The 21,975-nt window shown below is 54.6% G+C and carries 21 protein-coding genes; 8 read left to right on the top strand and 13 right to left on the bottom strand.

Annotation, left to right across the window (positions count from 1 at the left end):
• Positions 1 to 46 precede the first annotated feature (46 nt).
• The 4 genes from nadC (at position 47) to hofC (ending at position 4,143) form a co-directional block, all read left to right on the top strand.
• Entirely contained in the window at positions 47 to 943 is an 897-nt protein-coding gene (gene nadC / locus RTM06_RS06010; RefSeq protein ID WP_312180672.1) for a carboxylating nicotinate-nucleotide diphosphorylase, read from the top strand.
• 176 nt (positions 944 to 1,119) lie between these two features.
• The gene (gene ppdD / locus RTM06_RS06005) at positions 1,120 to 1,563 is read left to right on the top strand and encodes a prepilin peptidase-dependent pilin (protein WP_312180670.1); all 444 of its coding nucleotides are present in this window, start codon (positions 1,120 to 1,122) and stop codon (positions 1,561 to 1,563) included.
• On the top strand, positions 1,563 to 2,951 hold the full coding sequence (gene gspE / locus RTM06_RS06000) for a type II secretion system protein GspE (RefSeq protein WP_312180668.1): 1,389 nt from the start codon (positions 1,563 to 1,565) through the stop codon (positions 2,949 to 2,951). The genes ppdD and gspE overlap by 1 nt, the downstream gene beginning before the upstream one ends.
• Positions 2,944 to 4,143 (top strand): protein transport protein HofC, encoded by a 1,200-nt coding sequence (gene hofC / locus RTM06_RS05995; RefSeq protein ID WP_312180666.1) that lies wholly within the window; start codon positions 2,944 to 2,946, stop codon positions 4,141 to 4,143. Before gspE ends, hofC begins: the two co-directional genes overlap by 8 nt.
• 33 nt (positions 4,144 to 4,176) lie before the next feature.
• Here hofC and RTM06_RS05990 read toward each other — a convergent pair whose 3' ends face one another.
• Entirely contained in the window at positions 4,177 to 5,217 is a 1,041-nt protein-coding gene (locus RTM06_RS05990; RefSeq protein ID WP_312180664.1) for a GMP reductase, read from the bottom strand.
• A 218-nt stretch (positions 5,218 to 5,435) separates the two neighbouring features.
• Here RTM06_RS05990 and coaE point away from each other — a divergent pair, with 218 nt between their 5' ends.
• Genes coaE through yacG form a run of 3 tightly spaced genes read left to right on the top strand, consistent with a single transcriptional unit; the run spans position 5,436 to position 6,998 of the window.
• The gene (gene coaE / locus RTM06_RS05985) at positions 5,436 to 6,044 is read left to right on the top strand and encodes a dephospho-CoA kinase (protein WP_312180663.1); all 609 of its coding nucleotides are present in this window, start codon (positions 5,436 to 5,438) and stop codon (positions 6,042 to 6,044) included.
• Between the two features lie 4 nt (positions 6,045 to 6,048).
• The gene (gene zapD, locus RTM06_RS05980; protein ID WP_312180661.1) at positions 6,049 to 6,792 is read left to right on the top strand and encodes a cell division protein ZapD; all 744 of its coding nucleotides are present in this window, start codon (positions 6,049 to 6,051) and stop codon (positions 6,790 to 6,792) included.
• Between the two features lie 8 nt (positions 6,793 to 6,800).
• Positions 6,801 to 6,998 (top strand): DNA gyrase inhibitor YacG, encoded by a 198-nt coding sequence (gene yacG / locus RTM06_RS05975; RefSeq protein WP_064737573.1) that lies wholly within the window; start codon positions 6,801 to 6,803, stop codon positions 6,996 to 6,998.
• Between the two features lie 26 nt (positions 6,999 to 7,024).
• Here yacG and mutT read toward each other — a convergent pair whose 3' ends face one another.
• Positions 7,025 to 7,420 carry an 8-oxo-dGTP diphosphatase MutT gene (mutT, locus tag RTM06_RS05970; RefSeq protein ID WP_101762107.1) on the bottom strand — a complete coding sequence of 132 codons (396 nt, stop codon included), beginning with the start codon at positions 7,418 to 7,420 and terminating at the stop codon, positions 7,025 to 7,027.
• Between the two features lie 186 nt (positions 7,421 to 7,606).
• Between mutT and RTM06_RS05965 the strand changes: the two genes are divergently transcribed.
• Positions 7,607 to 7,993, top strand: a complete 387-nt coding sequence (locus RTM06_RS05965; RefSeq protein ID WP_008108595.1) for a transcriptional regulator — start codon at positions 7,607 to 7,609, stop codon at positions 7,991 to 7,993.
• A gap of 40 nt (positions 7,994 to 8,033) precedes the next feature.
• Here the strand turns inward: RTM06_RS05965 and secA are convergent, their stop codons facing one another.
• The 11 genes from secA to murD all read right to left on the bottom strand — a co-directional run bounded on the left by secA (position 8,034) and on the right by murD (position 21,973).
• Complete coding sequence (gene secA / locus RTM06_RS05960) at positions 8,034 to 10,739, bottom strand: preprotein translocase subunit SecA (protein ID WP_312180656.1); 2,706 nt, start codon at positions 10,737 to 10,739, stop codon at positions 8,034 to 8,036.
• A 76-nt stretch (positions 10,740 to 10,815) separates the two neighbouring features.
• Positions 10,816 to 11,316, bottom strand: coding sequence for a secA translation cis-regulator SecM (gene secM, locus RTM06_RS05955; protein ID WP_256695611.1), 501 nt, complete (start codon positions 11,314 to 11,316; stop codon positions 10,816 to 10,818).
• A gap of 274 nt (positions 11,317 to 11,590) precedes the next feature.
• Complete coding sequence (lpxC, locus tag RTM06_RS05950; RefSeq protein ID WP_007888639.1) at positions 11,591 to 12,508, bottom strand: UDP-3-O-acyl-N-acetylglucosamine deacetylase; 918 nt, start codon at positions 12,506 to 12,508, stop codon at positions 11,591 to 11,593.
• A 101-nt stretch (positions 12,509 to 12,609) separates the two neighbouring features.
• Positions 12,610 to 13,764, bottom strand: a complete 1,155-nt coding sequence (ftsZ, locus tag RTM06_RS05945; RefSeq protein ID WP_256695609.1) for a cell division protein FtsZ — start codon at positions 13,762 to 13,764, stop codon at positions 12,610 to 12,612.
• 71 nt (positions 13,765 to 13,835) lie between these two features.
• Positions 13,836 to 15,092, bottom strand: a complete 1,257-nt coding sequence (gene ftsA / locus RTM06_RS05940) for a cell division protein FtsA (RefSeq protein ID WP_007888634.1) — start codon at positions 15,090 to 15,092, stop codon at positions 13,836 to 13,838.
• A complete protein-coding gene (ftsQ, locus tag RTM06_RS05935; protein ID WP_154192991.1) occupies positions 15,089 to 15,928 on the bottom strand; it encodes a cell division protein FtsQ in 840 nt (279 codons plus the stop codon). Before ftsQ ends, ftsA begins: the two co-directional genes overlap by 4 nt.
• Before the next feature lies 1 nt (position 15,929).
• Entirely contained in the window at positions 15,930 to 16,850 is a 921-nt protein-coding gene (locus tag RTM06_RS05930) for a D-alanine--D-alanine ligase (protein ID WP_312180650.1), read from the bottom strand.
• On the bottom strand, positions 16,843 to 18,318 hold the full coding sequence (gene murC / locus RTM06_RS05925; protein ID WP_101762113.1) for a UDP-N-acetylmuramate--L-alanine ligase: 1,476 nt from the start codon (positions 18,316 to 18,318) through the stop codon (positions 16,843 to 16,845). Before murC ends, RTM06_RS05930 begins: the two co-directional genes overlap by 8 nt.
• Before the next feature lie 69 nt (positions 18,319 to 18,387).
• Positions 18,388 to 19,446, bottom strand: coding sequence for an undecaprenyldiphospho-muramoylpentapeptide beta-N-acetylglucosaminyltransferase (gene murG / locus RTM06_RS05920; protein WP_154181787.1), 1,059 nt, complete (start codon positions 19,444 to 19,446; stop codon positions 18,388 to 18,390).
• On the bottom strand, positions 19,443 to 20,657 hold the full coding sequence (gene ftsW, locus RTM06_RS05915) for a cell division protein FtsW (protein ID WP_256695606.1): 1,215 nt from the start codon (positions 20,655 to 20,657) through the stop codon (positions 19,443 to 19,445). Before ftsW ends, murG begins: the two co-directional genes overlap by 4 nt.
• Positions 20,657 to 21,973: a UDP-N-acetylmuramoyl-L-alanine--D-glutamate ligase gene (gene murD / locus RTM06_RS05910; protein WP_312180645.1), complete on the bottom strand. Its 1,317-nt coding sequence runs from the start codon at positions 21,971 to 21,973 to the stop codon at positions 20,657 to 20,659. The genes ftsW and murD overlap by 1 nt, the downstream gene beginning before the upstream one ends.
• Positions 21,974 to 21,975 lie beyond the last annotated feature (2 nt).

The raw sequence follows: 21,975 nt of genomic DNA, 5'->3' as shown, positions 1-21,975 counted from the left end.
GGCTAAGGTGAGCGCACAAAATCTCGTCTTGTGGAGTGGCAAAACCATGGCAACGCGTCGTTACGATCCCGATCATCGCCGTCAGGAACTGATTAAACGTATTGAACAGGATATCCCCGAAGCCGTTGCCCGGGCGCTTCAGGAGGATTTAGGCGGCGAAGTGGATGCGGATCGTGATATCACCGCGTTGCTGCTGCCGGCAGAAAAACAGGCAGTGGCAAAAGTCATCACCCGTGAAGCCGGTGTTTTTTGTGGTAAACGCTGGGTGGAAGAAGTCTTTATCCAGCTTGGCAATAAAGTCACTCTTACCTGGCATGTTGAAGATGGACAAAAACTGGTTGCCGATCAGCTGCTGTTCGAGCTTACCGGTCCGGCGCGCCTGCTGTTAACCGCAGAACGCACCGCGCTCAACTTCGTGCAAACGCTGTCCGGCGTGGCCACCGAGGTCAGCCGTTATGTCGCCCTGCTGGCGGGCAGCGAAGCTCAGTTGCTTGATACGCGCAAGACCTTGCCAGGCCTGCGTACCGCGCTGAAATATGCAGTGCTGTGCGGTGGCGGTAACAACCATCGTTTAGGCCTGTCGGATGCTTTTCTTATCAAAGAGAACCACATTATCGCCAGCGGCTCGGTGCGTAACGCCGTGGAAAAAGCGCTGTGGCTGTCGCCCGATGTGCCGGTAGAAGTTGAAGTCGAATCGATGACGGAACTGCAGGATGCCATCGATGCCGGAGCGGACATCATCATGCTCGATAACTTCAGCCTTGAGATGATGCATGAAGCGGTTGCGCTAACCAATAAGCGCGTGCTGCTGGAAGTCTCAGGCAACGTAACCGAAACCACGTTGCCGCAAATTGCCCAGACCGGCGTTGATTATGTCTCTGTTGGCGCGCTGACCAAGCATGTGCGTGCGCTGGATCTGTCGATGCGTTTTCGCGAACTATGATGCTCTGCGTCTGCCGCCGGTTAGCGCGGCATATGCGAGATGGCTTCCAAAACGCTGTTCTCTCTGCTGTAATTTTGACGATTTTCTGCGTGATGCTTTCCAGCCTCGCGCAGGCCTGACTTCCGCTTTCCCTCGCCCTTTTCTACCGTAGCGGCTCCACAACAAGGAGCTTCACTATGGACAGACAACGCGGTTTTACCCTCATCGAATTGATGATTGTGATTGGTATCGTCGCCATTCTCAGCGCCATCGGTTTACCGGCCTATCAAAACTACCTGCAACGTGCAGCGCTCACCGACATGCTGCAAACCATGGTGCCGTACAAAACAGCCGTAGAACTCTGCGCCATTGAGCGTGGCGGACCTGCGCAATGTCAGGCAGGACAACGCGGTATTCCGGTGGCCAAAGGTTCGCGCTATGTGGCAACGCTCAGCGTGATTAATGGAACCATCAATCTGACCGGCCAGGAAAGTCTTAGCGGATTGACGGTTGAAATGCTGCCAATCTGGAGCGCAACCGATGGCACGTTGAGCTGGCAACGCAGCTGCACCAGCGATAACAGCAGCCTGCGCGATAGCTGCCTCGAACAGTTCCGCTTTGCCGACAAGGATGCCAACTGATGGACAATCCTAATAGTGCGCTGCATGCGTTGTGCGCACGTTATCAGGCAGTGATACTGCATCACGACGCCACGCTATTGCGCGTAGCGGTAGCCGACACGCCCGATCCACTGCTGCTGGAGGCGTTACAGTTCGCTAGCCAGTGCAAGGTGGACGTCGAGTGCTGGCCTGCAGCACGCCTTGAGCAGTTACTGCACGAACCGGATGCCGTTGCAGCACCGCGAGAACACGCCAGCGCTGAGTCAGCGATTAACGCGGTCGATCAGATTTTGCGTCAGGCCATTCAGCGCCGTGCCTCAGATGTGCATTTCGAACCGCAGCGCCAGGGATTGCGGGTGCGTCTGCGCATCGATGGCGTGTTACACAAACTGCCTCAGCCCTCTGAAGCACAACCCGCTGCGATTTTGGCGCGCCTGAAAATCCTCGGTGGATTGGACATCGCCGAACGGCGTCTACCGCAGGACGGACAGTTTACGCTGGAAATAGACGACAAACTGGCAGCGTTTCGTCTTTCAACACTGCCGGTAAGCCAGGGTGAAAAAGCCGTGGTACGGCTGCTGCAAAGTGAAAACAGCGCCATCACGCTCGATAAACTCGGCATGCCCGCCGCCCAACTGCGCTTGCTGAAAAGTGCGCTGGCGAAACCGCAAGGTTTGATTCTGGTCACCGGTCCCACCGGCAGCGGTAAAACCTTCACGCTCTATAGCGGATTAAGCGCGCTGAACGTGCCGGAAAAGAATGTATGCAGCGTGGAAGATCCGGTTGAGATTCCGCTGGATGGCATCAATCAAACGCAGATCCAACCGCGCAGCGGGCTCGATTTCAACCGTGTACTGCGCGCCCTGCTGCGCCAGGATCCCGATGTGATTATGGTGGGGGAAATCCGTGATGCCGAGACGGCAAGCATTGCCGTCAAAGCCGCGCAGACCGGCCATTTGGTGCTTTCCACACTGCATACCAACTCAACCGCCGAAACACTGACGCGCCTGCGCCAGATGGATATTCCCGGCTATTTGCTGGGTCCCGCTTTGCAGTTAGTGGTGGCGCAGCGTCTGGTCAGACGCCTGTGCGTGCATTGTCGCCAGCCGGGACAAGCTATCGCCCATCTGCCGGCCGAACTCTGGCCGGGCACGCTGCAAACCTGGCGAGCGCCCGGCTGCGATCACTGCTTTTCCGGCTATTACGGGCGGCTGGCGCTGTTTGAAATCTTGCCGGTAACCAGCAAATTGCAGAATGCTATTTCGGCAGATATGCCGCTGGAACATCTGCTCACGCTGGCAAATGAACAGGGAATGAAAACCTTGCTGGCTGCGGGGCTGGAAGCGGTTAGTCGCGGCGATACGTCTTTTGAAGAGATGCAGCGCGTGGTGGGATTGGGCGATGGCTAATCTCTATCATTTCCGCTGGCAGGCGCTCGATACCATGGGCGTGCTGCAGGAAGGCGAATCACTTAACGCCAGCCAGGATGCGTTGCTCAATCAACTCTCCGATCGCGGCATGCTGCCGGTGAGCTGGCAGCGTGGAAAATGCTGGCGTTCGCGCGACTGGAAGTGGCAGCAAAAAATCGACCTGGTGCGGCAACTGGCGACGCTACTGAAGGCCGGTTTGCCGCTGGCGGAGAGTTTGATTCTGTTGGCAGAAGGCCATCCCCATGCCGGTTGGCGGGTACTACTCAAGGGATTGCAGCGCCGCGTTATCGCCGGTGAGCCCTTCTCACAAGCACTGCAGGAGTGGCCGCATATCTTTCCACCATTGTTTCCCGCGTTGATGCAAGTGGGTGAGTTAACCGGCCAGCTCGACGAGTGCTGTCGCCAGTTGGCGCAGCAGCAAAGTAAACAACAATACTTACGGCAGAAAGTGGTCAAGGCGCTGCGTTATCCGCTGTTTATCTTGCTGGTGGCGCTGGCGGTTAGTGCTGGCATGCTGCTGTTTGTTTTGCCGGAGTTTGTCTCCGTCTATGCCAGCTTTGACGCACCGCTGCCCGCTTTTACTGCTGCGGTGATGTCGCTATCGGAGCTATTACAGAAAGCCGCACTGCCGCTGTCGCTGATATGCGCCGTATTTATCGGGATGGTGCAGCAAACTTATCGTCGTTCAGTAGCGTGGCAAAAGCGCGTACATCAATGGCTGCTGCGCATGCCGCTGTTATCACCGCTGTGGCGCGGCGGGCAGCTCAGCCAGATATACGCCATCCTGCAACTTACGCAGCAATCCGGTTTAACCCTGCTGCAAAGTCTGCAGGCGGTTGAGGTGACGCTGGTTTCCCGGTTATGGCGCGATGCCATCATTCAGTTGCAGCAGCACATTGCTGCGGGTGCGCCGCTGCATCAGGCGCTGCAACAACATCTGTTGTTCACTCCCCTTTGTGCCCAGCTAATCCGGGTTGGCGAAGAAGCGGGTGCGCTGGATGTGATGCTGGCGCGTCTGGCGGAATGGCATGAAGCGCAAACGTTAGCGCGCGCTGATGCTCTGGCGGCATCGCTGGAACCGATGATGATGGTGGTAATTGGCGGAATTGTTGGCACCCTAGTGATTGCGATGTATCTGCCGGTATTTGGTCTTGGCGATGCAATTCGCTAACGGGCACGCGCGATGCGCGCCCGATGTCTGAGATCAGCGCGTGAACACGCGGTTCTCTTGTTCAGCAACGCGGATAAAGGTGGTGCGTTTCGTCAGCTCTTTCAATCGTTCCGCACCGACGTAGGTGCAAGCTGAGCGTAAGCCACCGAGGATATCTTTAACCGTCTCCTCAACCGGGCCGCGCACCGGCAAGCGCACGGTTTTTCCTTCCGCCGCACGATATTGCGCCACACCGCCAACGTGGCGTTTCATGGCAGATTCGGAGCTCATACCGTAGAACAGCATAAATTTCTCGCCGTGATCTTCAACAACGGTTCCTTCACACTCATCATGAGCCGCAAGCATGCCGCCGAGCATAGTGAAGTCTGCGCCACCACCGAAAGCTTTGGCAATGTCGCCAGGAACCGAGCAGCCGCCGTCGCTAACGATCTGTCCGCCTAAGCCGTGTGCCGCATCCGCGCACTCAATAACGGCTGAAAGCTGAGGGTAGCCAACGCCGGTCTTCACGCGTGTGGTGCAAACCGAGCCGGGACCAATGCCCACTTTGACAATGTCTGCGCCAGACAAAATCAGCTCTTCCACCATTTCACCGGTGACCACGTTACCTGCGCAGATGGTTTTACCCGGGAAGCTTTCACGCACGCGTAGCAGGAACTGAACAAAATGCTCAGAGTAACCGTTAGCAACGTCGATGCAGATAAAGTTAAGCTGCGGCGTTAACGCAAGAATGGCGGATAATTTGGTGAAATCTGATTCGGAGGTACCGGATGAGACCATCACATGACTCAGCACCGCCGCTGGCACGCGCTGCACAAATGCCTGCCACTCTTGCACGCTGTAGTGTTTATGGACTGCGGTCAATACGTTAAAACTCGCCAGAGCTTCAGCCATCGTGAAAGTGCCGACGGTATCCATGTTGGCAGCAATAATCGGAATGCCACTCCAGTTCAAGCCTGAGTGTTTAAAGGTGAAGGTGCGTTCCAGTTCAACCTCGGAACGACTTTTCAACGTGGAACGTTTTGGACGGATCAAAACATCTTTAAAGCCCAGTTTTAGATCTTCTTCAATGCGCATAGCTGATTATCCTGGTTAGTGACGACGAACCGCGGTTCGGGTAGCGCTCACGGCTCCAGTGTCGTTATCATACGCACCATTCGTTCCGCGACAAGACTGCGAATTTCACTTTATTTAGGCTACAATCCCTTAAATTTAGCTGAGAAAAATGATTGTGATCATGCTCTCATCTTGCTGTGGTTAATCGCCGCTCACGATATAAATTTTGCGAGAACGTTATGCCTTATACCGTTGCGCTCACCGGCGGCATTGGCAGTGGTAAAACCACTATTGCCAACGCTTTCGCAGCGCTGGGCGTTGATATTATTGACGCTGACGTCATTGCCAGAGAAGTTGTTGAGCCTGGAACGCCGGCCTTAAAGGCGATTGCTCAGCGTCATGGAGACACCATTCTGACGGCAGAAGGCACGCTCTATCGTGCACGGCTTCGTGAAATTATTTTCCAGCAGCCGCAAGAGAAAAACTGGCTCAATCAATTGCTTCATCCACTCATTAATGCCCGCACGCAACAATTAAAGTTACTGGCTACTTCACCTTATGTGCTTTGGGTGGTGCCGCTGTTGGTCGAAAACGGCTTACAGCATCAGGCCGATCGCGTGTTGGTAGTGGATGTGGATACCGCCACGCAGTTGCAACGCACACAACAGCGGGATGGCATTTCGCTGAGTCAGGCGAAAAATATTCTTGCCGCACAGGCCAGTCGCGAACAGCGCATAGCCTGTGCGGATGACATCATTGATAACAGCGGTACATCTGAGCAGGTGCTACCGCGCGTTGCTGAGTTTCACCAGCGCTATCTACGCCTGGCAGCAACCGGAAAGGATTAACATCATGAGCACAGTTGTTATGTTTGAACACCCTTTGAACGAGAAGATGCGTACCTGGCTGCGCGTCGAATATCTGATTGATCAGTTGCATGAAACGGTGCCGGTTAGCGGTTCGGTATCAGCACTTGGCGTGTTCCGCATCCTCAGTGATTTGCTGGATATTTTTGAGCGCGGCGATATGCGCACTGAATTGCTTAAAGAAATGGAGCGCCAACAGCAAAAATTACGCGCATGGCTGGATGTGCCGGGCATTGACGAACTGCGCGTGAATAATTTGCGTCAGCAGTTGAAGCAATACTCAAGCGAACTGATGGCGGCACCGCGCATGGGCCAACAGTTACGAGAAGATCGACTGGTTGCTCTGGTGCGTCAGCGTTTGAGCATTCCTGGCGGCTGCTGCAGTTTCGATCTTCCAAGCCTGCATATCTGGCTGCATCAGGAACAAGCGGTGCGAGATGTTCAGGTCAATGGCTGGCTGGAATCACTGAATCCGCTGCGTAATAGTTTGACGATGATCCTCGATTTAGTGCGACAGTCTGGCATCTTTCGTCATCAAACCAGCCTCAACGGCTTTTATCAGGATAACGCCGAAGGATCTGATTTGCTGCGCCTGCAATTAACGCTGGAAGACGCGCTGTATCCGCAAGTATCGGGCCACAAAAGCCGTTATGCGATTCGTTTCCTGCCCTTAGACAGCGAACGCGGAGAAGTACCCGCACGACTGAATTTTGAATTAGCTTGTTGTTAGAGGAAGTTATGCCGGAAGAGATGATTACCGTACCTTGCCCCAACTGTCGTCGCGATGTGATTTGGGATGAATTGAGCCCGTGGCGGCCATTCTGCAGTAAACGTTGCCAGCTGATTGATTTAGGTGAATGGGCAGCAGAAGAGAAACGCATTCCCAGCAGCGGTGACCAGATGGACAGCGATGACTGGAGCGAAGAACAGCAGTAAAAGTAAGGGGCCTACTGCCCCTTCACTTAAATCTCGCCAGCCACTAATCGGCTGATCAGTTCATGGTTCGCAGGCGGAAATTCATCCGCGACCAAATCCTGCTGTTCGACCCAACGCTGTGGCTGACCTTCGCGGCCATAAGGTTCGCCGTTCCAGCCTTCAACCAGAAAGAAATGCAGCGTAACGCGCAGATCTTCATAACTGTGATCGGCCTGACCAATTGCGCTTGCCGATGTGACTTCAATACCGGTTTCTTCCATCAACTCACGCTTGAGCGCCTGCTCGGCAGATTCATCTTGTTCAATTTTTCCGCCAGGAAACTCCCATTTATTCGCCATATAGGAGCTAGCCGCACGCTGGGCAAGGAAGATTTGACGTTCTGTATTGCGAATGATGCCCACCGCAACCTGCAGGTGTTTCATAAGCTGGATTCCGCTTTTAATAAATGAGCGCTGAGTGTAAATCAGACATGGAGTGATGTTAACCGTTGAGAGGAAAGCGACGCCCCGCGCAGCACAAAAGCCAGTGATTAAGACATGTCGTAATGATCGCAACCGGGAATGTTGGGAATACTCGCAGCCACTTTCTTCTGCCAAACCCGATTACCTATGGAATTCAAAGAAACAACGTTTCTGGCACAAAATACGCCGGAACAATTACATGCCCTACGCCATCTGGTATTTCATGACATCCTGACGTTAGACAGCGCTCAGAACACCTTAACATGGTGGCCTGAACACAAAGTTATTTCGTTGAATGAAGCGCAAAAACGATTTTTCTCCTGCCTGCTGCTACGGATTACCTCCAAGCGTCAGATTATTGCCACGGTGTGGAATGAGAGCTATCCAAGTATCAGCGATAACAATTACCATCAGCTACTGTTCCAAAGCCGAGCGCTGTTGAAGCGAGCTGGCTTGCCGGATGGTCTGCTGGTGACGCTGCCGTATCATGGCGTGCGCCTAAATGAAGAGAAACTAATGGCGATAACTCGCTAAATCGTAAGCAAAAAAAAGGAGCCCGAAGGCTCCTTTTTTATCAGGCCAGACGGCCGTGGCACTGTTTGTATTTTTTACCGGAACCACATGGGCAAAGATCGTTACGCCCTACTTTACGCTCTCCGCCTTGTGCCGCTAACGCTTCGGCTGCGGCGGTGGCATCATCAACGTGGCTCAACTGTTGCTGCTGCGCTAATCGCTCAGCTTCTTCACGGCGCTGCTGCTCCATCGCTTCCACTTCTTCTGGCATGCGCACCTGAACTTTGCTCAGGGTACTGATCACTTCGTATTTCAGTGACTCCAGCATCGCCGCAAACATAGAGAAGGATTCACGTTTGTATTCCTGCTTCGGATCTTTCTGCGCATAACCACGCAGATGAATCCCCTGACGCAGATAATCCATCGCCGCCAGATGCTCTTTCCACAGCGAATCCAGCGTTTGCAGCATCACGCCTTTCTCAAAGTTGCGCATCATCTCTTCGCCAACCACTTCTTCTTTGGCAGCATAGCTTTCCGCGGCGTGGGTCATGATACGTTCGCGCAGCGTCTCTTCGTGAAGATCGGGCTCTTTATCCAACCACTCAGCAATAGGCAAGTTCAGATCGAAGTCGTTACGCAGACGCTCTTCCAGGCCGGCAACATCCCACATCTCTTCCAGTGACTGCGGCGGAATGTAGGTATCAATGGTAGTTTTGTAGACATCTTCACGGATGCTATTGATGGTTTCAGACACATCAGACACATCCAGCAGTTCGTTACGCTGGCTGTAGATGGCGCGACGCTGATCGTTGGCAACATCATCGTATTCCAGCAGCTGTTTACGAATATCGAAGTTACGGCTTTCCACTTTACGCTGAGCATTGGCAATCGCTTTGGTCACCCATGGATGCTCAATCGCTTCGCCTGGCTTCATGCCCAGTTTACGCATCATGTTAGATACGCGATCAGAAGCGAAGATGCGCATCAATGCATCTTCCATCGACAGGTAGAAGCGTGAAGAACCGGCATCACCCTGACGACCCGCACGACCACGCAGCTGGTTATCAATACGGCGAGATTCGTGACGCTCAGTACCAATGATGTGCAGACCGCCCGCAGCCAGTACCGCATCGTGACGCAGCTTCCATGCCTCTTTCATCGCCTGAATCTGCTCTTCAGTTGGCTCGTCCATGGCGGCGAGCTCAGCCTGCCAGCTACCGCCCAGCACGATATCGGTACCACGACCCGCCATGTTGGTTGCGATAGTAACCGCTGCAGGTTGCCCCGCCTGGGCAACGATATCCGCTTCGCTGGCGTGGAATTTGGCATTCAGTACGCTATGTTTGATGCCAGCGCGTGTCAGTTCGTTGGACACGACTTCCGATTTTTCAATCGAAATGGTCCCCACCAACACCGGCTGCCCTTTGGCGGTACAGGCACGGATGTCTTCGATAATGGCGTCGATCTTCTCTTTCTCGGTCATGTAGACCAGATCGGCCATATCTTTACGCACCATCGGACGGTTAGTTGGCACCACGATAGTGTCGAGCTTATAGATGGAGCTGAATTCAAATGCTTCGGTATCTGCAGTACCGGTCATACCGGCCAGTTTCTCGTAGATACGGAAGTAGTTCTGGAAGGTGATTGAAGCCAGCGTCTGGTTTTCATTCTGGATTTCCACGCCTTCTTTCGCTTCAACCGCCTGATGCAAACCATCTGACCAACGGCGACCTTGCATGGTACGGCCGGTGTGCTCATCAACGATGATCACTTCGCCATCTTTAACGATGTAATCAACATCGCGAGTGAAGAGTGCATGAGCACGCAGCGCCGCAGTAACGTGGTGCATCAACATGATATTGGTCGGTGAGTAGAGCGACTCGCCTTCTACCATGATGTTTTGGCTAACCAGTAACTCTTCAACTTTTACCAAACCGCGCTCGCTCATGTGTGCCTGGCGCGCTTTTTCATCGACCCAGAAATCGCCTTCGCCGTGGAAGGTTTCAGAGTCTTCTTTTTCCTGACGCACCAGATGCGGGATGATCTTGTTAACTTTGGTATACAGTTCAGAACTGTCTTCAGCCGGGCCAGAGATGATCAGTGGCGTACGCGCTTCATCGATCAGGATTGAGTCGACCTCATCCACCAATGCGTAATGCAATTTACGCTGCACGCGCTCTTCCGGGCTGAACGCCATATTGTCGCGCAGGTAGTCGAAGCCATATTCGTTATTGGTGCCGTAGGTGATGTCAGCGGCATAAGCTGCACGCTTCGCCACGGCTGGCATGTTTGGCAGGTTGATACCGATGGTCAGGCCAAGGAATTCAAACAGTGCACGGTTATTTTCAGCATCACGCTGCGCCAGATAGTCGTTGACGGTAACCACGTGCACGCCTTTGCCGCTTAATGCGTTCAGGTAAGCGGGCAAGGTCGCAGTCAGGGTTTTACCTTCACCGGTACGCATCTCTGCGATGCAGCGCTCGTTGAGCACCATGCCGCCAATCAGCTGCACATCAAAGTGACGCATACCGAAGACGCGCTTACTCGCTTCACGTACGGTAGCAAAGGCTTCAGGAATCAGGCTCTCAAGGCTTTCGCCTTTTTTCAGGCGCTCACGGAACAGGTCAGTTTTCGCTTTCAGTTCATCGTCAGAGAGCTTAACGAAATCCGGCTCCATCTTATTGATGACATCTACGATTTTACGCATACGGCGCAGAGTACGATCGTTGCTGCTGCCAAATACTTTAGTTAACAATTTGATTAACATGATAAATTTTTCTCAATTCAGTCGTGATCTCACGGACTGCAAAATCTGATACAGGATGTGGAAAAAACGTTAGCAGTTAAGCAATGAAAGGCCCGGCGCGGATGCCATGAATAGCAGCCTGCCAATCAGCAGAAGAATGGATTTGTGGTTCGTTGTTACGCAGGTTTTGTTGCGGCTCAACAACAGTCAGCGCTTGCGCGTGAGAAGTCAGCAGCGCCTGAAGCGAACCAATCAACGCTAGCTTTTGTGCCGCCAGCGGCACAGCTTGATCGGCTTCCGCCTGAGCGGGCGGCGTCATGCTAAACGAAAGGTGGCGAATAACCGTGCGAATCGCATGCTGGTGCCAGTAATCGACGTTGAAATTCGGTCGACGCACGCTTTCCTGCAGACGAATCAGATGATCAAAGTGGACAACATTGCCGACAAACAGGCTACTGATCGGCGAATCATTTGCTTTGGGCTCAGCACTTTGCGCGCAGGCAGGCAAGCCTAAACTGGCCGCCACCATCCCCAACAGGAGATGTGGCCAGAAATAGCGTCTACCTAATTGTCGCCAGCGTGAGAAAATCCCGATCACAATCCGTCCACAATGCATTGAATAAAGTGATAAAGCGGTCGCCAGAATTAGCGTTACCCAGCTTATATGAGCGCCAGATGATAGCACTTATGTGGGGCTTCGACACCAGTCATTAGAGGGGCTTCGGCGGAATTCACGTTTTTTTGTACAGGGTTTCGCCAGTCACAACAGCGAATTGAGATCGGTTTGGCAGGATTAAAAGCGAGGCAATAAAAAACGGCAGGTTCAACTGACCGGAGAGGGTGTCAGCGAAACCTGCCGTTTTATGTCTGGCTTACGCCAGAACTAAATTTGGTGCTTTGAATGCCAGTGGCAGTTCTGCTTCATCTTCGAAGGTCGCCCATTCCCAGGCTTCCTGCTTAGCCAGAACCGCTTGCAGCAACTTGTTGTTCAACGCATGGCCAGATTTAAAGGCGGTAAACGCGCCAATAACGTTGTGGCCGCACATGAACAGGTCGCCGATCGCATCGAGCATTTTATGACGAACAAATTCGTCTTCAAAGCGCAGACCGTCTTCGTTTAATACGCGGAAATCATCGAGGCCAATCGCACAATCTAAACTACCGCCCAGGCACAGGCCTTTAGACTGCAGATATTCGATTTCACGCATAAAGCCAAAAGTGCGCGCACGGCTGATTTGGCGAACAAAGTTCTCAGCCGAGAAGTTGAGCTGGTAACGCTGCGAGCTTGAGTCGATCGCTGGATGTTTGAAGTCGATAGTGAAGTCGAGTGAAAAACCGTTATACGGTTTGATCTCGGCCCACTTATCGCCATCTTCCACACGCACCGTTTGCTTAACGCGTACGAATTTCTTCGCGCTGTTCAGCTCTTCGATGCCTGCATCCATCAGCAGATAGACAAAAGGTGCGGCACTGCCATCCATAATCGGGATTTCCGGTGCATCAACTTCAACAATAATGTTGTCGATGCCCAAGCCCGCCAATGCGGCGTTCAGGTGTTCAACTGTTGAAATACGCACGCCTTCATCATTCACCAGGCAAGTACTCAGCATGGTGTCGCGCACATATTTTGCATCAGCCGGGAAATCTACCGGTGGATTCAAGTCAGTGCGACGATAGATGACCCCGGTGTTAGCCGACGCAGGGCGTAACGTCAGTGTGACTTTCTTGCCGGTATGTAAACCGACACCAGTCGCCTGAACAATACGTTTTAGTGTCCTTTGTTTGATCATCGCTTTATCTCGCAATATTACCTGTCCGACCGCCAGTATAAATTACCAGCGGGCGAATACTTTAGCACAAAGAGCGGAGAATCCCAATTCTCGGGATATTCTTAGTCTGCCTGCTTACGCAAGAAGGCTGGAATATCAAGGTAATCGGGTTCTTTACTGGATGCAGTCGGTTGGTCATTCACCACTTTCGCAGCCGGTTTCTGCTCCTGCGGCAGCGGCGCCATGCCGTGCTGCTGGTAGCGATGATCCATCACTGGCTGGGTGGCCGGTTTGTTGGTCACCAGAGTGATTTCAGGGCGTTTATCCATGCCGATGCCGGTTGCCACCACAGTCACACGCAGTTCGTCGTTCATCTCTGGATCCAGAGAAGTACCGATAACCACGGTTGCGTTGTCAGATGCGAAGGCGCGGATGGTGTTACCCACGGTTTCGAACTCATCAAGACGCAGATCGAAGCCCGCAGTGATGTTGACCAGCACGCCGCGCGCGCCAGACAGATCGATGTCTTCCAACAGTGGAGAAGAGATCGCCATTTCTGCCGCTTCTTCTGCACGGTCTTCACCGCATGCCACGCCGGAACCCATCATGGCGTAACCCATTTCTGACATCACGGTACGCACGTCCGCGAAGTCGACGTTCATCAGGCCAGGACGCGTAATCAGTTCAGCGATACCCTGTACTGCGCCTTTCAATACGTCGTTAGCTGCGCCGAACGCATCCAACAGAGAAATACCGCGACCCAAAACTTTCAGCAGCTTGTCGTTTGGAATAGTGATCAGTGAATCGACATGCTTAGACAGTTCCGCGATACCCTGCTCAGCAAAAGCCATACGCTTTTTGCCTTCAAAATTGAATGGCTTAGTCACCACCGCAACAGTCAGGATACCCAAGTCTTTTGCCACTTCAGCTACAACTGGCGCTGCACCGGTACCGGTACCGCCGCCCATGCCAGCTGCGATGAACACCATGTCTGCACCATCCAGCGCAGCACGCAGTGCTTCTCGATCCTCTTCTGCAGAGTTACGACCCACTTCTGGGTTCGCACCTGCGCCAAGACCTTTAGTGATATTGGTCCCGATCTGGATCGTCTGGCCGACCGCTGTCTTACGCAACGCTTGCGCGTCGGTGTTTACAGCGAAGAATTCCACACCTTCGATACGCTCGCGTACCATGTGCTCTACGGCGTTGCCACCGCCACCGCCGACGCCGATGACTTTAATCACCGCGTCATTGGTTAATTCCATAGGTTCAAACATGATTTCTCTCCGTTATGTGCCTGTCGCCTGGAGATCATAAACATTGCCAGCATGATCTCCTTTTTCAAAAATTAAAATTCTTTCTTCAGCCAGCTGTTGATTCGTTTAAACCAGTTGCCCACTGAAGCACGTTTTTCCGTTTCTGCATCACCGTTCATGTGTGACTCTTTGCCGTAATGCAGCAGGCCAACCGCCGTAGAGTAATACGGCTCCTGCGCATAATCTGTCAGGCCAGTGATGTTAAGCGGCTGTCCGATGCGCACTTGCGTGTGGAACACGCGCTGTGCGCAGGCTGCCAAACCTTCAATCTGCGCCGCACCACCGGTCAGCACGATCCCGGCCGCCAGATGATGTTTCACGCCTTGCTGGCGCAGCTGCTCCTGTAATTGCAGAATCTCGTCGTTGACCAGATTCAACAGTTCGGTGTAACGCGGCTCGATCACTTCAGCCAGCGTTTGACGCTGCAGGCTACGCGGTGGACGTCCACCTACGCTCGGCACTTCGACATTTTCATCTTTGCCGACAATCGAGCCCAATGCGCAACCATGACGCACTTTAATCGCTTCTGCGTCGGTCGGCGGCGTACCAAAAGCGTAGGCGATATCGCTGGTTACCACGTTCCCGGCATACGGGATCACTTTGGTATGACGCAGTGCACCGCCAGTATAGACAGCGATATCCATTGTACCGCCACCGATATCAACAACACAGACGCCCAGCTCACGTTCATCTTCTGTTAACACTGAGAAACTGGATGCCAGGCCAGCAAAAATCAGTTGGTCAACTTTCAGGCCACAACGTTCAACGGCTTTGACAATATTTTTTGCCATATCGTTGTGGCAGGTGATCAAATGTACTTTCGCCTGCATACGCACGCCGGAAAGTCCCACTGGATTCTTAATGCCTTCCTGATAATCGATGGCATATTCCTGCGGAATGACATGCAGGATACGATGCTCGTCACGTACGCGAACGGATTTCGCCGTATGCACCACGTTCTCTACATCATCCTGAGTCACTTCCTCTTCCGAAATCGGAACCATCCCGATTTCGTTCTGGCAACTGATATGTTTGCCCGATAAAGCAAGGTATACCGATGAAATCTGGCAGTCCGCCATCAATTCAGCCTGATCGATGGCGCGCTGTACGCATTTCACCACCGACTCCAGATCGTTTACGCCGCCTTTATCCATGCCGCGAGACGGGCAACTGCCCACCCCAATAATATTGACCATACCATCGGGCAGAATTTCCCCAACCAGGGCGGACACCTTCGCGGTGCCAATTTCGAGTCCTACTACCAGTTTTCTGTCCGTTGCCTTGATCATTGTGGTTTAGCCTGTGCCTGGTTCTGTTGCTGATTACTGTCCTGTGGCTCTATCGGTGCAGCGGCCCAACCGACGGCGGCGCCCGAATCGTAGCGCAAATCAACATACGTGATGCGCTGGTTCTGACTCTGGCCCTGCTGCTGCAAATCCGGATAAAGCTCAATAAAACGGTTCAGACGCTTCATGGTATCGCTGCGACCTAATTCGATGCGCACATCGTCACTGGTCACTAATTGCCACGAGCGCCGCGCCGTCATCGACGCGACCTTCAGGGTAAACTTGTTAGCCTTTAACACATCACTCATGGTGTGATAGCCAGCTAACACCTCGTTTTCACTGCCTTCCGGGCCGTACAGCATTGGCAACGCTTCTTTGCCAACGTGACTGGCCGGTACGCTGAAGGAGACGCCATCGGCGTCCACCATGTGTGAGTCGTTCCAACGTGCCACGGGAACGTACTCCACCAGATTTATCTTCAGCTCATCAGGCCACTGCTTGCGCACACTGACCTGCTTAATCCAGGGTAAACGCTCAATCTGCTGCTGGATGATATCCACGTTCTGCGACATGAAGGTCCCCGGCGCGCCAAGCGATAAAATAGCCTGGCGAATATCGTCATGCGTGGTGTAGTGGGTTTGCCCGGTCACCACCAGCTTCGATAACGGCAAGCGTGACGCATCATTCATCCACTTCAGTACCACGAGGCCGCCCGCCACCATAATGCCCAGCACAATCAGCAGGAACACCATGCCAAACAGTCGCGCACCGTTGCTACGCCCGGAGCGTGTCCGCTCCTGAGGTTCGCGATTGCGTACTCGTATCGCCGCCTGAGACATATCAGTCAGCCAGCTCCAGAATACGCGCTACCAGCTGCGGGAAGCTGTATCCCGCTTGCTTCGCGGCCATCGGCACTAAGCTGTGGCTGGTCATGCCCGGCGAAGTATTCACTTCCAACAGTTGGAAGTTGCCCTCACCGTCCGCCATCACGTCGACGCGACCCCAGCCGCTGCAACCCAATGCGCGCCAGGCTGACCACACCAACGTCTGCAATTCTGCTTCCTGCTCGGCGCTTAATCCGCTTGGGCAGAAGTATTCAGTATCGTCAGAAATGTATTTAGCTTCATAGTCATAGAACTCGCTGGCGGTTTTAATTCTGATAGAAGGCAGAATTTGCTCACCCACGATGCCCACGGTGTACTCCGCGCCGCTCAGAAAAGCTTCGATCAGCACATCATCATCATGGCGAAAGGCTTCTTCAAGCGCTGCGGGTAAGGCATCCGCATGGTTCACGCGGCTGATACCCACGCTAGAACCTTCGCAGCTTGGCTTCACAAACAGCGGTAAGCCCAGCGCCTCAATGGCGGCGGTAGTATCCGCGTCAAAACCTTGCTCATGCTGCTGACGCGTCAGCCAGACAAATTTGCCTGAGGGTAATCCCCTGCCCTGCCACAACAATTTGCTGCGTAGTTTGTCCATGGTGATGGCGGAAGCCATCACGCCGCTGCCGGTATAGGGCAATTGCAGGAACTCCAGCACCGCTTGCAGCGTGCCGTCTTCACCACCGCGGCCGTGCAAAGCAATAAACGCTTTAGCGAAACCCTGCTGTTTCAGATCCAGCACTGACACATCACGCGTATCGACTGCATGCGCATCAATGCCCATTTCACGCAGTCCAGCCAGCACCGCCGCACCGGACATCAGCGACACGTCACGCTCTGCCGAGGTGCCACCCATCAATACGGCAACCTTCTCAGTCATGGCGCGCCTCCGACTTAACGGCAGGCTGTAATTCGTTTTCGGCCAGCTTGCGGGCAATCTTGCCGATGTTGCCTGCGCCCTGCACGATCACCAGATCGTCGCCCGACAGCAACGGCGCCAGCGCGTCTGGCAGCGCGTCATGCTCAGAGACCAGAATCGGATCAACCTTGCCACGGTTACGAATCGCGCGGCACAGCGAACGGCTGTCAGCGCCGGGAATCGCGGCTTCACCCGCCGGATAGACATCCAGCATCAGCAACACATCCACCTGCGACAGCACATTCGCGAAATCATCAAACAGGTCACGCGTACGGGTGTAGCGATGCGGCTGGAACACCATCACCAGCTTCTTGTCAGGCCAGCCCGCACGTGCGGCTTTGATGGTGACATCCACTTCGGTGGGATGGTGGCCGTAATCGTCGACCAGCATCGCGCTGCCTGGATTACCGTTAACGGCGGCGGTATCGAACTCGCCAAGCACGTCAAAGCGGCGTCCGGTACCCTGGAAGCTCTCCAGCGCGGCCAGAATTGCGTTATCTTCAATACCTTCTTCACTGGCGACAGCTACCGCAGCAGCCGCGTTCAGAGCGTTATGACGGCCCGGCGCGTTCAGCGTCACTTTCAGCACCGGCTTATCCTGGCGGATGATGGTGAAGTGGCCTTGTGCGCCACGCTGCTCATAATTCTCGATACGCACATCTGCGTCGTCGCTGAAGCCGTAGGTTGTTACCTGGCGGCCTACACGCGGAATCAGGTCACGAATCACCGCGTCATCCACGCACATTACCGCGCGTCCGTAGAACGGCAGGTTGTGCAGGAAGTTAATGAACGTCTGCTTCAGGTTCTCAAAATCACCCTGATAGGTGTCCATGTGATCGGCTTCGATGTTGGTGACAATCGCCACCATCGGCTGCAGATGCAGGAAGGACGCATCACTTTCATCGGCTTCTGCAATCAGGTAACGGCTGCTGCCCAGGCGCGCATGCGTACCTGCGGCCTTAACCAATCCGCCGTTAACGAAGGTCGGATCCAGTCCGCCTTCCGCGTAAATGCTGGTCACCATCGCGGTGGTGGTGGTTTTACCGTGCGTACCGGCAACGGCAATGCCGTGACGGAAACGCATCAGTTCTGCCAACATCTCAGCACGACGAATCACGGGGATACGCTGCTCACGTGCGGCAACCAGCTCAGGGTTATCCTGCGCAACGGCTGTCGACACTACGACAACGCTGGCATCGGTGACGTTTTCCGGACGATGGTTGAAATAAATCGTCGCGCCCAGCGCCGCCAGATGCTGTGTCACCGCGTTCGGTGCCAGATCAGAACCGCTAATGTGATAGCCTTCGTTCGCCAACACCTCGGCAATACCGCCCATGCCAGCACCACCGATGCCGACAAAGTGAATGTGCCGGACGCGACGCATCTCGGGCACAATAGAACGCAGTTTTGCCAATTGTTGTGTATTCATCTGTTTCAATTACCTGTTTTTCCCGTTTGCACCTGCTAAAGGTACGGGCCAAATCAACTGGCCGATTAATTACTTCGCGACGCGCGCCACTTCATTTGCAACCCGCTCGGTTGCATCGGGAATCGCGACCTGACGGGCTTTTTCTGCCATCGCCAACAATGTGGTGCGATCCCAGTGACGCAGCGTGTCCGCTACCACAGCTGCGGTAAATTGCGGCTGCTCGAAAATTTTGGCTGCGCCCGCTTTTTCCAGCGGCAACGCATTCCAGTACTGCTGACGATCTTTGTGCTGAAACGGCACGAAAATCGCCGGTAAACCTGCGGCGGCCACTTCGCTCACCGTCAATGCGCCCGAACGGCACACCACCACATCGGCCCAGGCGTAAGCTTCGGCCATGTCATCGATAAACTCGGTGACTTTGTGCTGCGGCTGGCCCGCTGCGCGGTAAGCCTGCTGCACGGTTTCCAGTCCGCCTTTCCCGGTTTGATGCCAAACCGTAATGGCTTCACCCAACTCTGCGGCTACTTGTGGCACGGTCTGGTTGAGGATACGCGCGCCCTGGCTGCCGCCGACCACCAGCACGCGAATCGGGCCGGAACGTGCGCTCAGACGTTCTGCCGGTAACGGCAGCGCTAACACATCGGTACGCACCGGATTGCCAACCACTTCAGCATTTGGAAACGCACCGGGAAACGCCTGCATCACTTTGGTGGCGATTTTCGCCAGCCACTTATTGGTCAGGCCGGCAATGCCGTTCTGCTCATGCAGCACCACCGGGATACCGCAGCTCCACGCGGCTAAACCACCGGGACCTGAAACATAGCCGCCCATGCCCAGCACCACATCCGGCTGCCAGCTCTTCATGATGCGACGCGCCTGGCGCCAGGCATTGAAGATGCGCACCGGTGCCAGCAACTGCGCTTTCACGCCTTTACCGCGTAAACCGCTGATGCGGATAAAATCAATTTCAATGCCGTGTTTCGGTACCAAATCCGCTTCCATTCGGTCAGCGGTTCCCAGCCAGCGCACCTGCCAGCCTTGTTCCATCAGGTGATGGGCAACGGCCAGACCGGGGAACACATGCCCGCCAGTACCGCCTGCCATGACCATCAGCCGTTTGCCACTCATCGAGCACCTCGGGTAAACGCCTGCGCTTTCGCCAGACGCGTTTCATAATCTATGCGCAATAAAAACACGATGGCGGTCGACATGATGATCAGACTCGAACCACCGTAACTGATCAGCGGCAATGTCAGACCTTTGGTCGGCAGCATGCCCGCAGCCGCACCGACGTTAACCAGCGCCTGGAAGCTAAACCACACGCCAATTGAGCAAGCGAGGAAGCCTGAAAAGCGCTGATCGATCTCCAGAGCACGGCGACCAATCGACATCGCGCGAAAAGCGACGAAGAATACCATCAACAGCGCTAAAACCACACCGACATAACCCAACTCTTCACCGATGATGGAGAAGATAAAGTCGGTATGTGCTTCCGGCAGATATTCCAGTTTCTGCACCGAGTTGCCTAAGCCCTGTCCCCAGAACTCACCGCGTCCAAATGCCATCAAGGATTGCGTCAGCTGGTAGCCGCTACCGAACGGATCTTCCCACGGGTTCCAGAAGGACGTTACACGGCGCATACGGTACGGTTCCGCGATGATCAGCAGCACCACGGCGAAAATGCCGGAGCCGATGATCGCCAGGAACTGCCACATTTTCGCCCCGGCGAGGAACAGCATCGCCAGCGTGGTAACAAACAGCACGACCACGGTACCGAGGTCAGGCTGCGCCAGTAGCAGCACGGCCAGCACCACCATCACGCCCATCGGCTTACAGAAGCCCCAGAAGTTGTTACGCACCTCTTCTACTTTGCGCACCAGATAGCTGGCGAGATAGCAGAACAGCGTCAACTTCGAGAGCTCAGCCGGCTGAATACGCAGCGGGCCAAGGGCAATCCAGCGCGATGCGCCGTTCACCGAGCTACCCACGACCAAGACGATCAGCAGCATCACCACGGATACCATCAGCATCACGTTGCTGTAGCGCTGCCAGAAATCCATCGGGATGCGCAAGGTCACCAGCGCCATACCAAACGCCAAAGCGATATAGAATGCATCACGCTTGGCAAAGTAGAACGGATCTTCGTTCAGACGTTGACCCACCGGCATTGACGCCGACGTCACCATCACAAAACCGATCAGCGCCAGCCCAAAGGTCAGCCACAGCAGCGTGCGATCGTACAGGACCACTGGCGCATCATCACTGTCGCGCGCGCCCATCACCCAATCGCGCAGGCGCACTGACAGATAATTGGCGATACCGGCTCCAGGAATGCGCATCAGCTCAACTCCTTCGCCAGTTGCGCGAACTGATCGCCGCGCTGTTCAAAATTACGGAACTGGTCAAGGCTGGCGCAGGCCGGTGATAACAGCACCATATCGCCGGCTTTTACCTGTGCGGCAATTTGCGTCATCGCCTGCTGCATGGTTTCTGTGCGCGTGGCAATCTCCGGACGCAGTGCCGCTAACGCATCGCCATCGCGACCAAAACAGAACACCTTCACGCTGTCGCCTTGCAGATAGCGCGCCAGCGGGCTGAAGTCAGCCGATTTGCCGTCGCCGCCCAGCAGCAGCCACAACGTGCCTTTTACCTTCAGGCCGTTCAGCGCCGCTTCGGTGCTGCCAACGTTGGTGGCTTTGGAATCGTTGATCCAGCGCACGCCGTTGGCTTCATGCACCAGCTGGAAGCGGTGCGTAAGGCCGGTAAAGGTGGTTAAGGCTTTCAGGCTGGAAGCGCGCGGGATGTTCACCGCGTCGGCCAATGCCAGCGCTGCCAGCGCGTTGGTGTAATTATGTTGACCTACCAGCGTCATCTCATCGGTGTTCAGGACTTTCTCGCCCTTCGCCCGCAGCCAGGTGCTGCCTTGCTGCTGATTGAGATGATAATCGCCAAGGTTGATGCCGAAGCTCACGCAGCGCTGATCGACACCGCGCACCGGCATGGTCATGCCATCGTCAGCGTTCACTACGCAGACGCTGGCGTTTTCGTAAATACGCAGCTTGGCGGCACGATATTGCTGCATGCCGAGCGGATAGCGATCCATATGATCCTCGGTGAGATTGAGGATCGTCGCCGCGGCCGCTTTCAGGCTGTGTGTGGTTTCCAGCTGGAAGCTGGAGAGTTCGAGCACATAGAGCTGTGCTGGCGATTTCAATAGCGTTAGCGCCGGCAAACCGATGTTGCCGCCCACGCCTACCTGCCACCCTGCGGCACGCGCCATTTCACCCACCAGCGTCGTCACGGTGCTTTTGCCGTTCGAACCGGTAATCGCCACAATTGGTGCCTGCGCTTCACGGCAGAACAGCTCGATATCGCCGATGATTTCAATCCCGGCATCGGCGGCTTCGCTCAAAGCAGGATGCGCCAGCGCGATGCCTGGGCTAGCGATAATCAGATCGGACGCCAGCAGCCAATCGCTATTAATACCGCCAACATAGCGCTCCACCGAGGCTGGCAGCTTGTCCAGCCCCGGCGGCGAGACACGGGTATCCATCACGCGTGGCGTTACGCCTTGCGCGAGGAAGAAATCAACACAGGAGAGGCCAGTAATGCCTAATCCAATGATGACGACTTTTCTGCCCCGATAGTCAGCCATGA

It is taken from the genome of Pantoea sp. CTOTU46764 (genome assembly GCF_031974595.1).
In the GTDB taxonomy this organism is placed as follows: Bacteria; Pseudomonadota; Gammaproteobacteria; order Enterobacterales; family Enterobacteriaceae; genus Pantoea; species Pantoea trifolii.
This window is presented reverse-complemented; position numbering and strand designations above follow the sequence as displayed.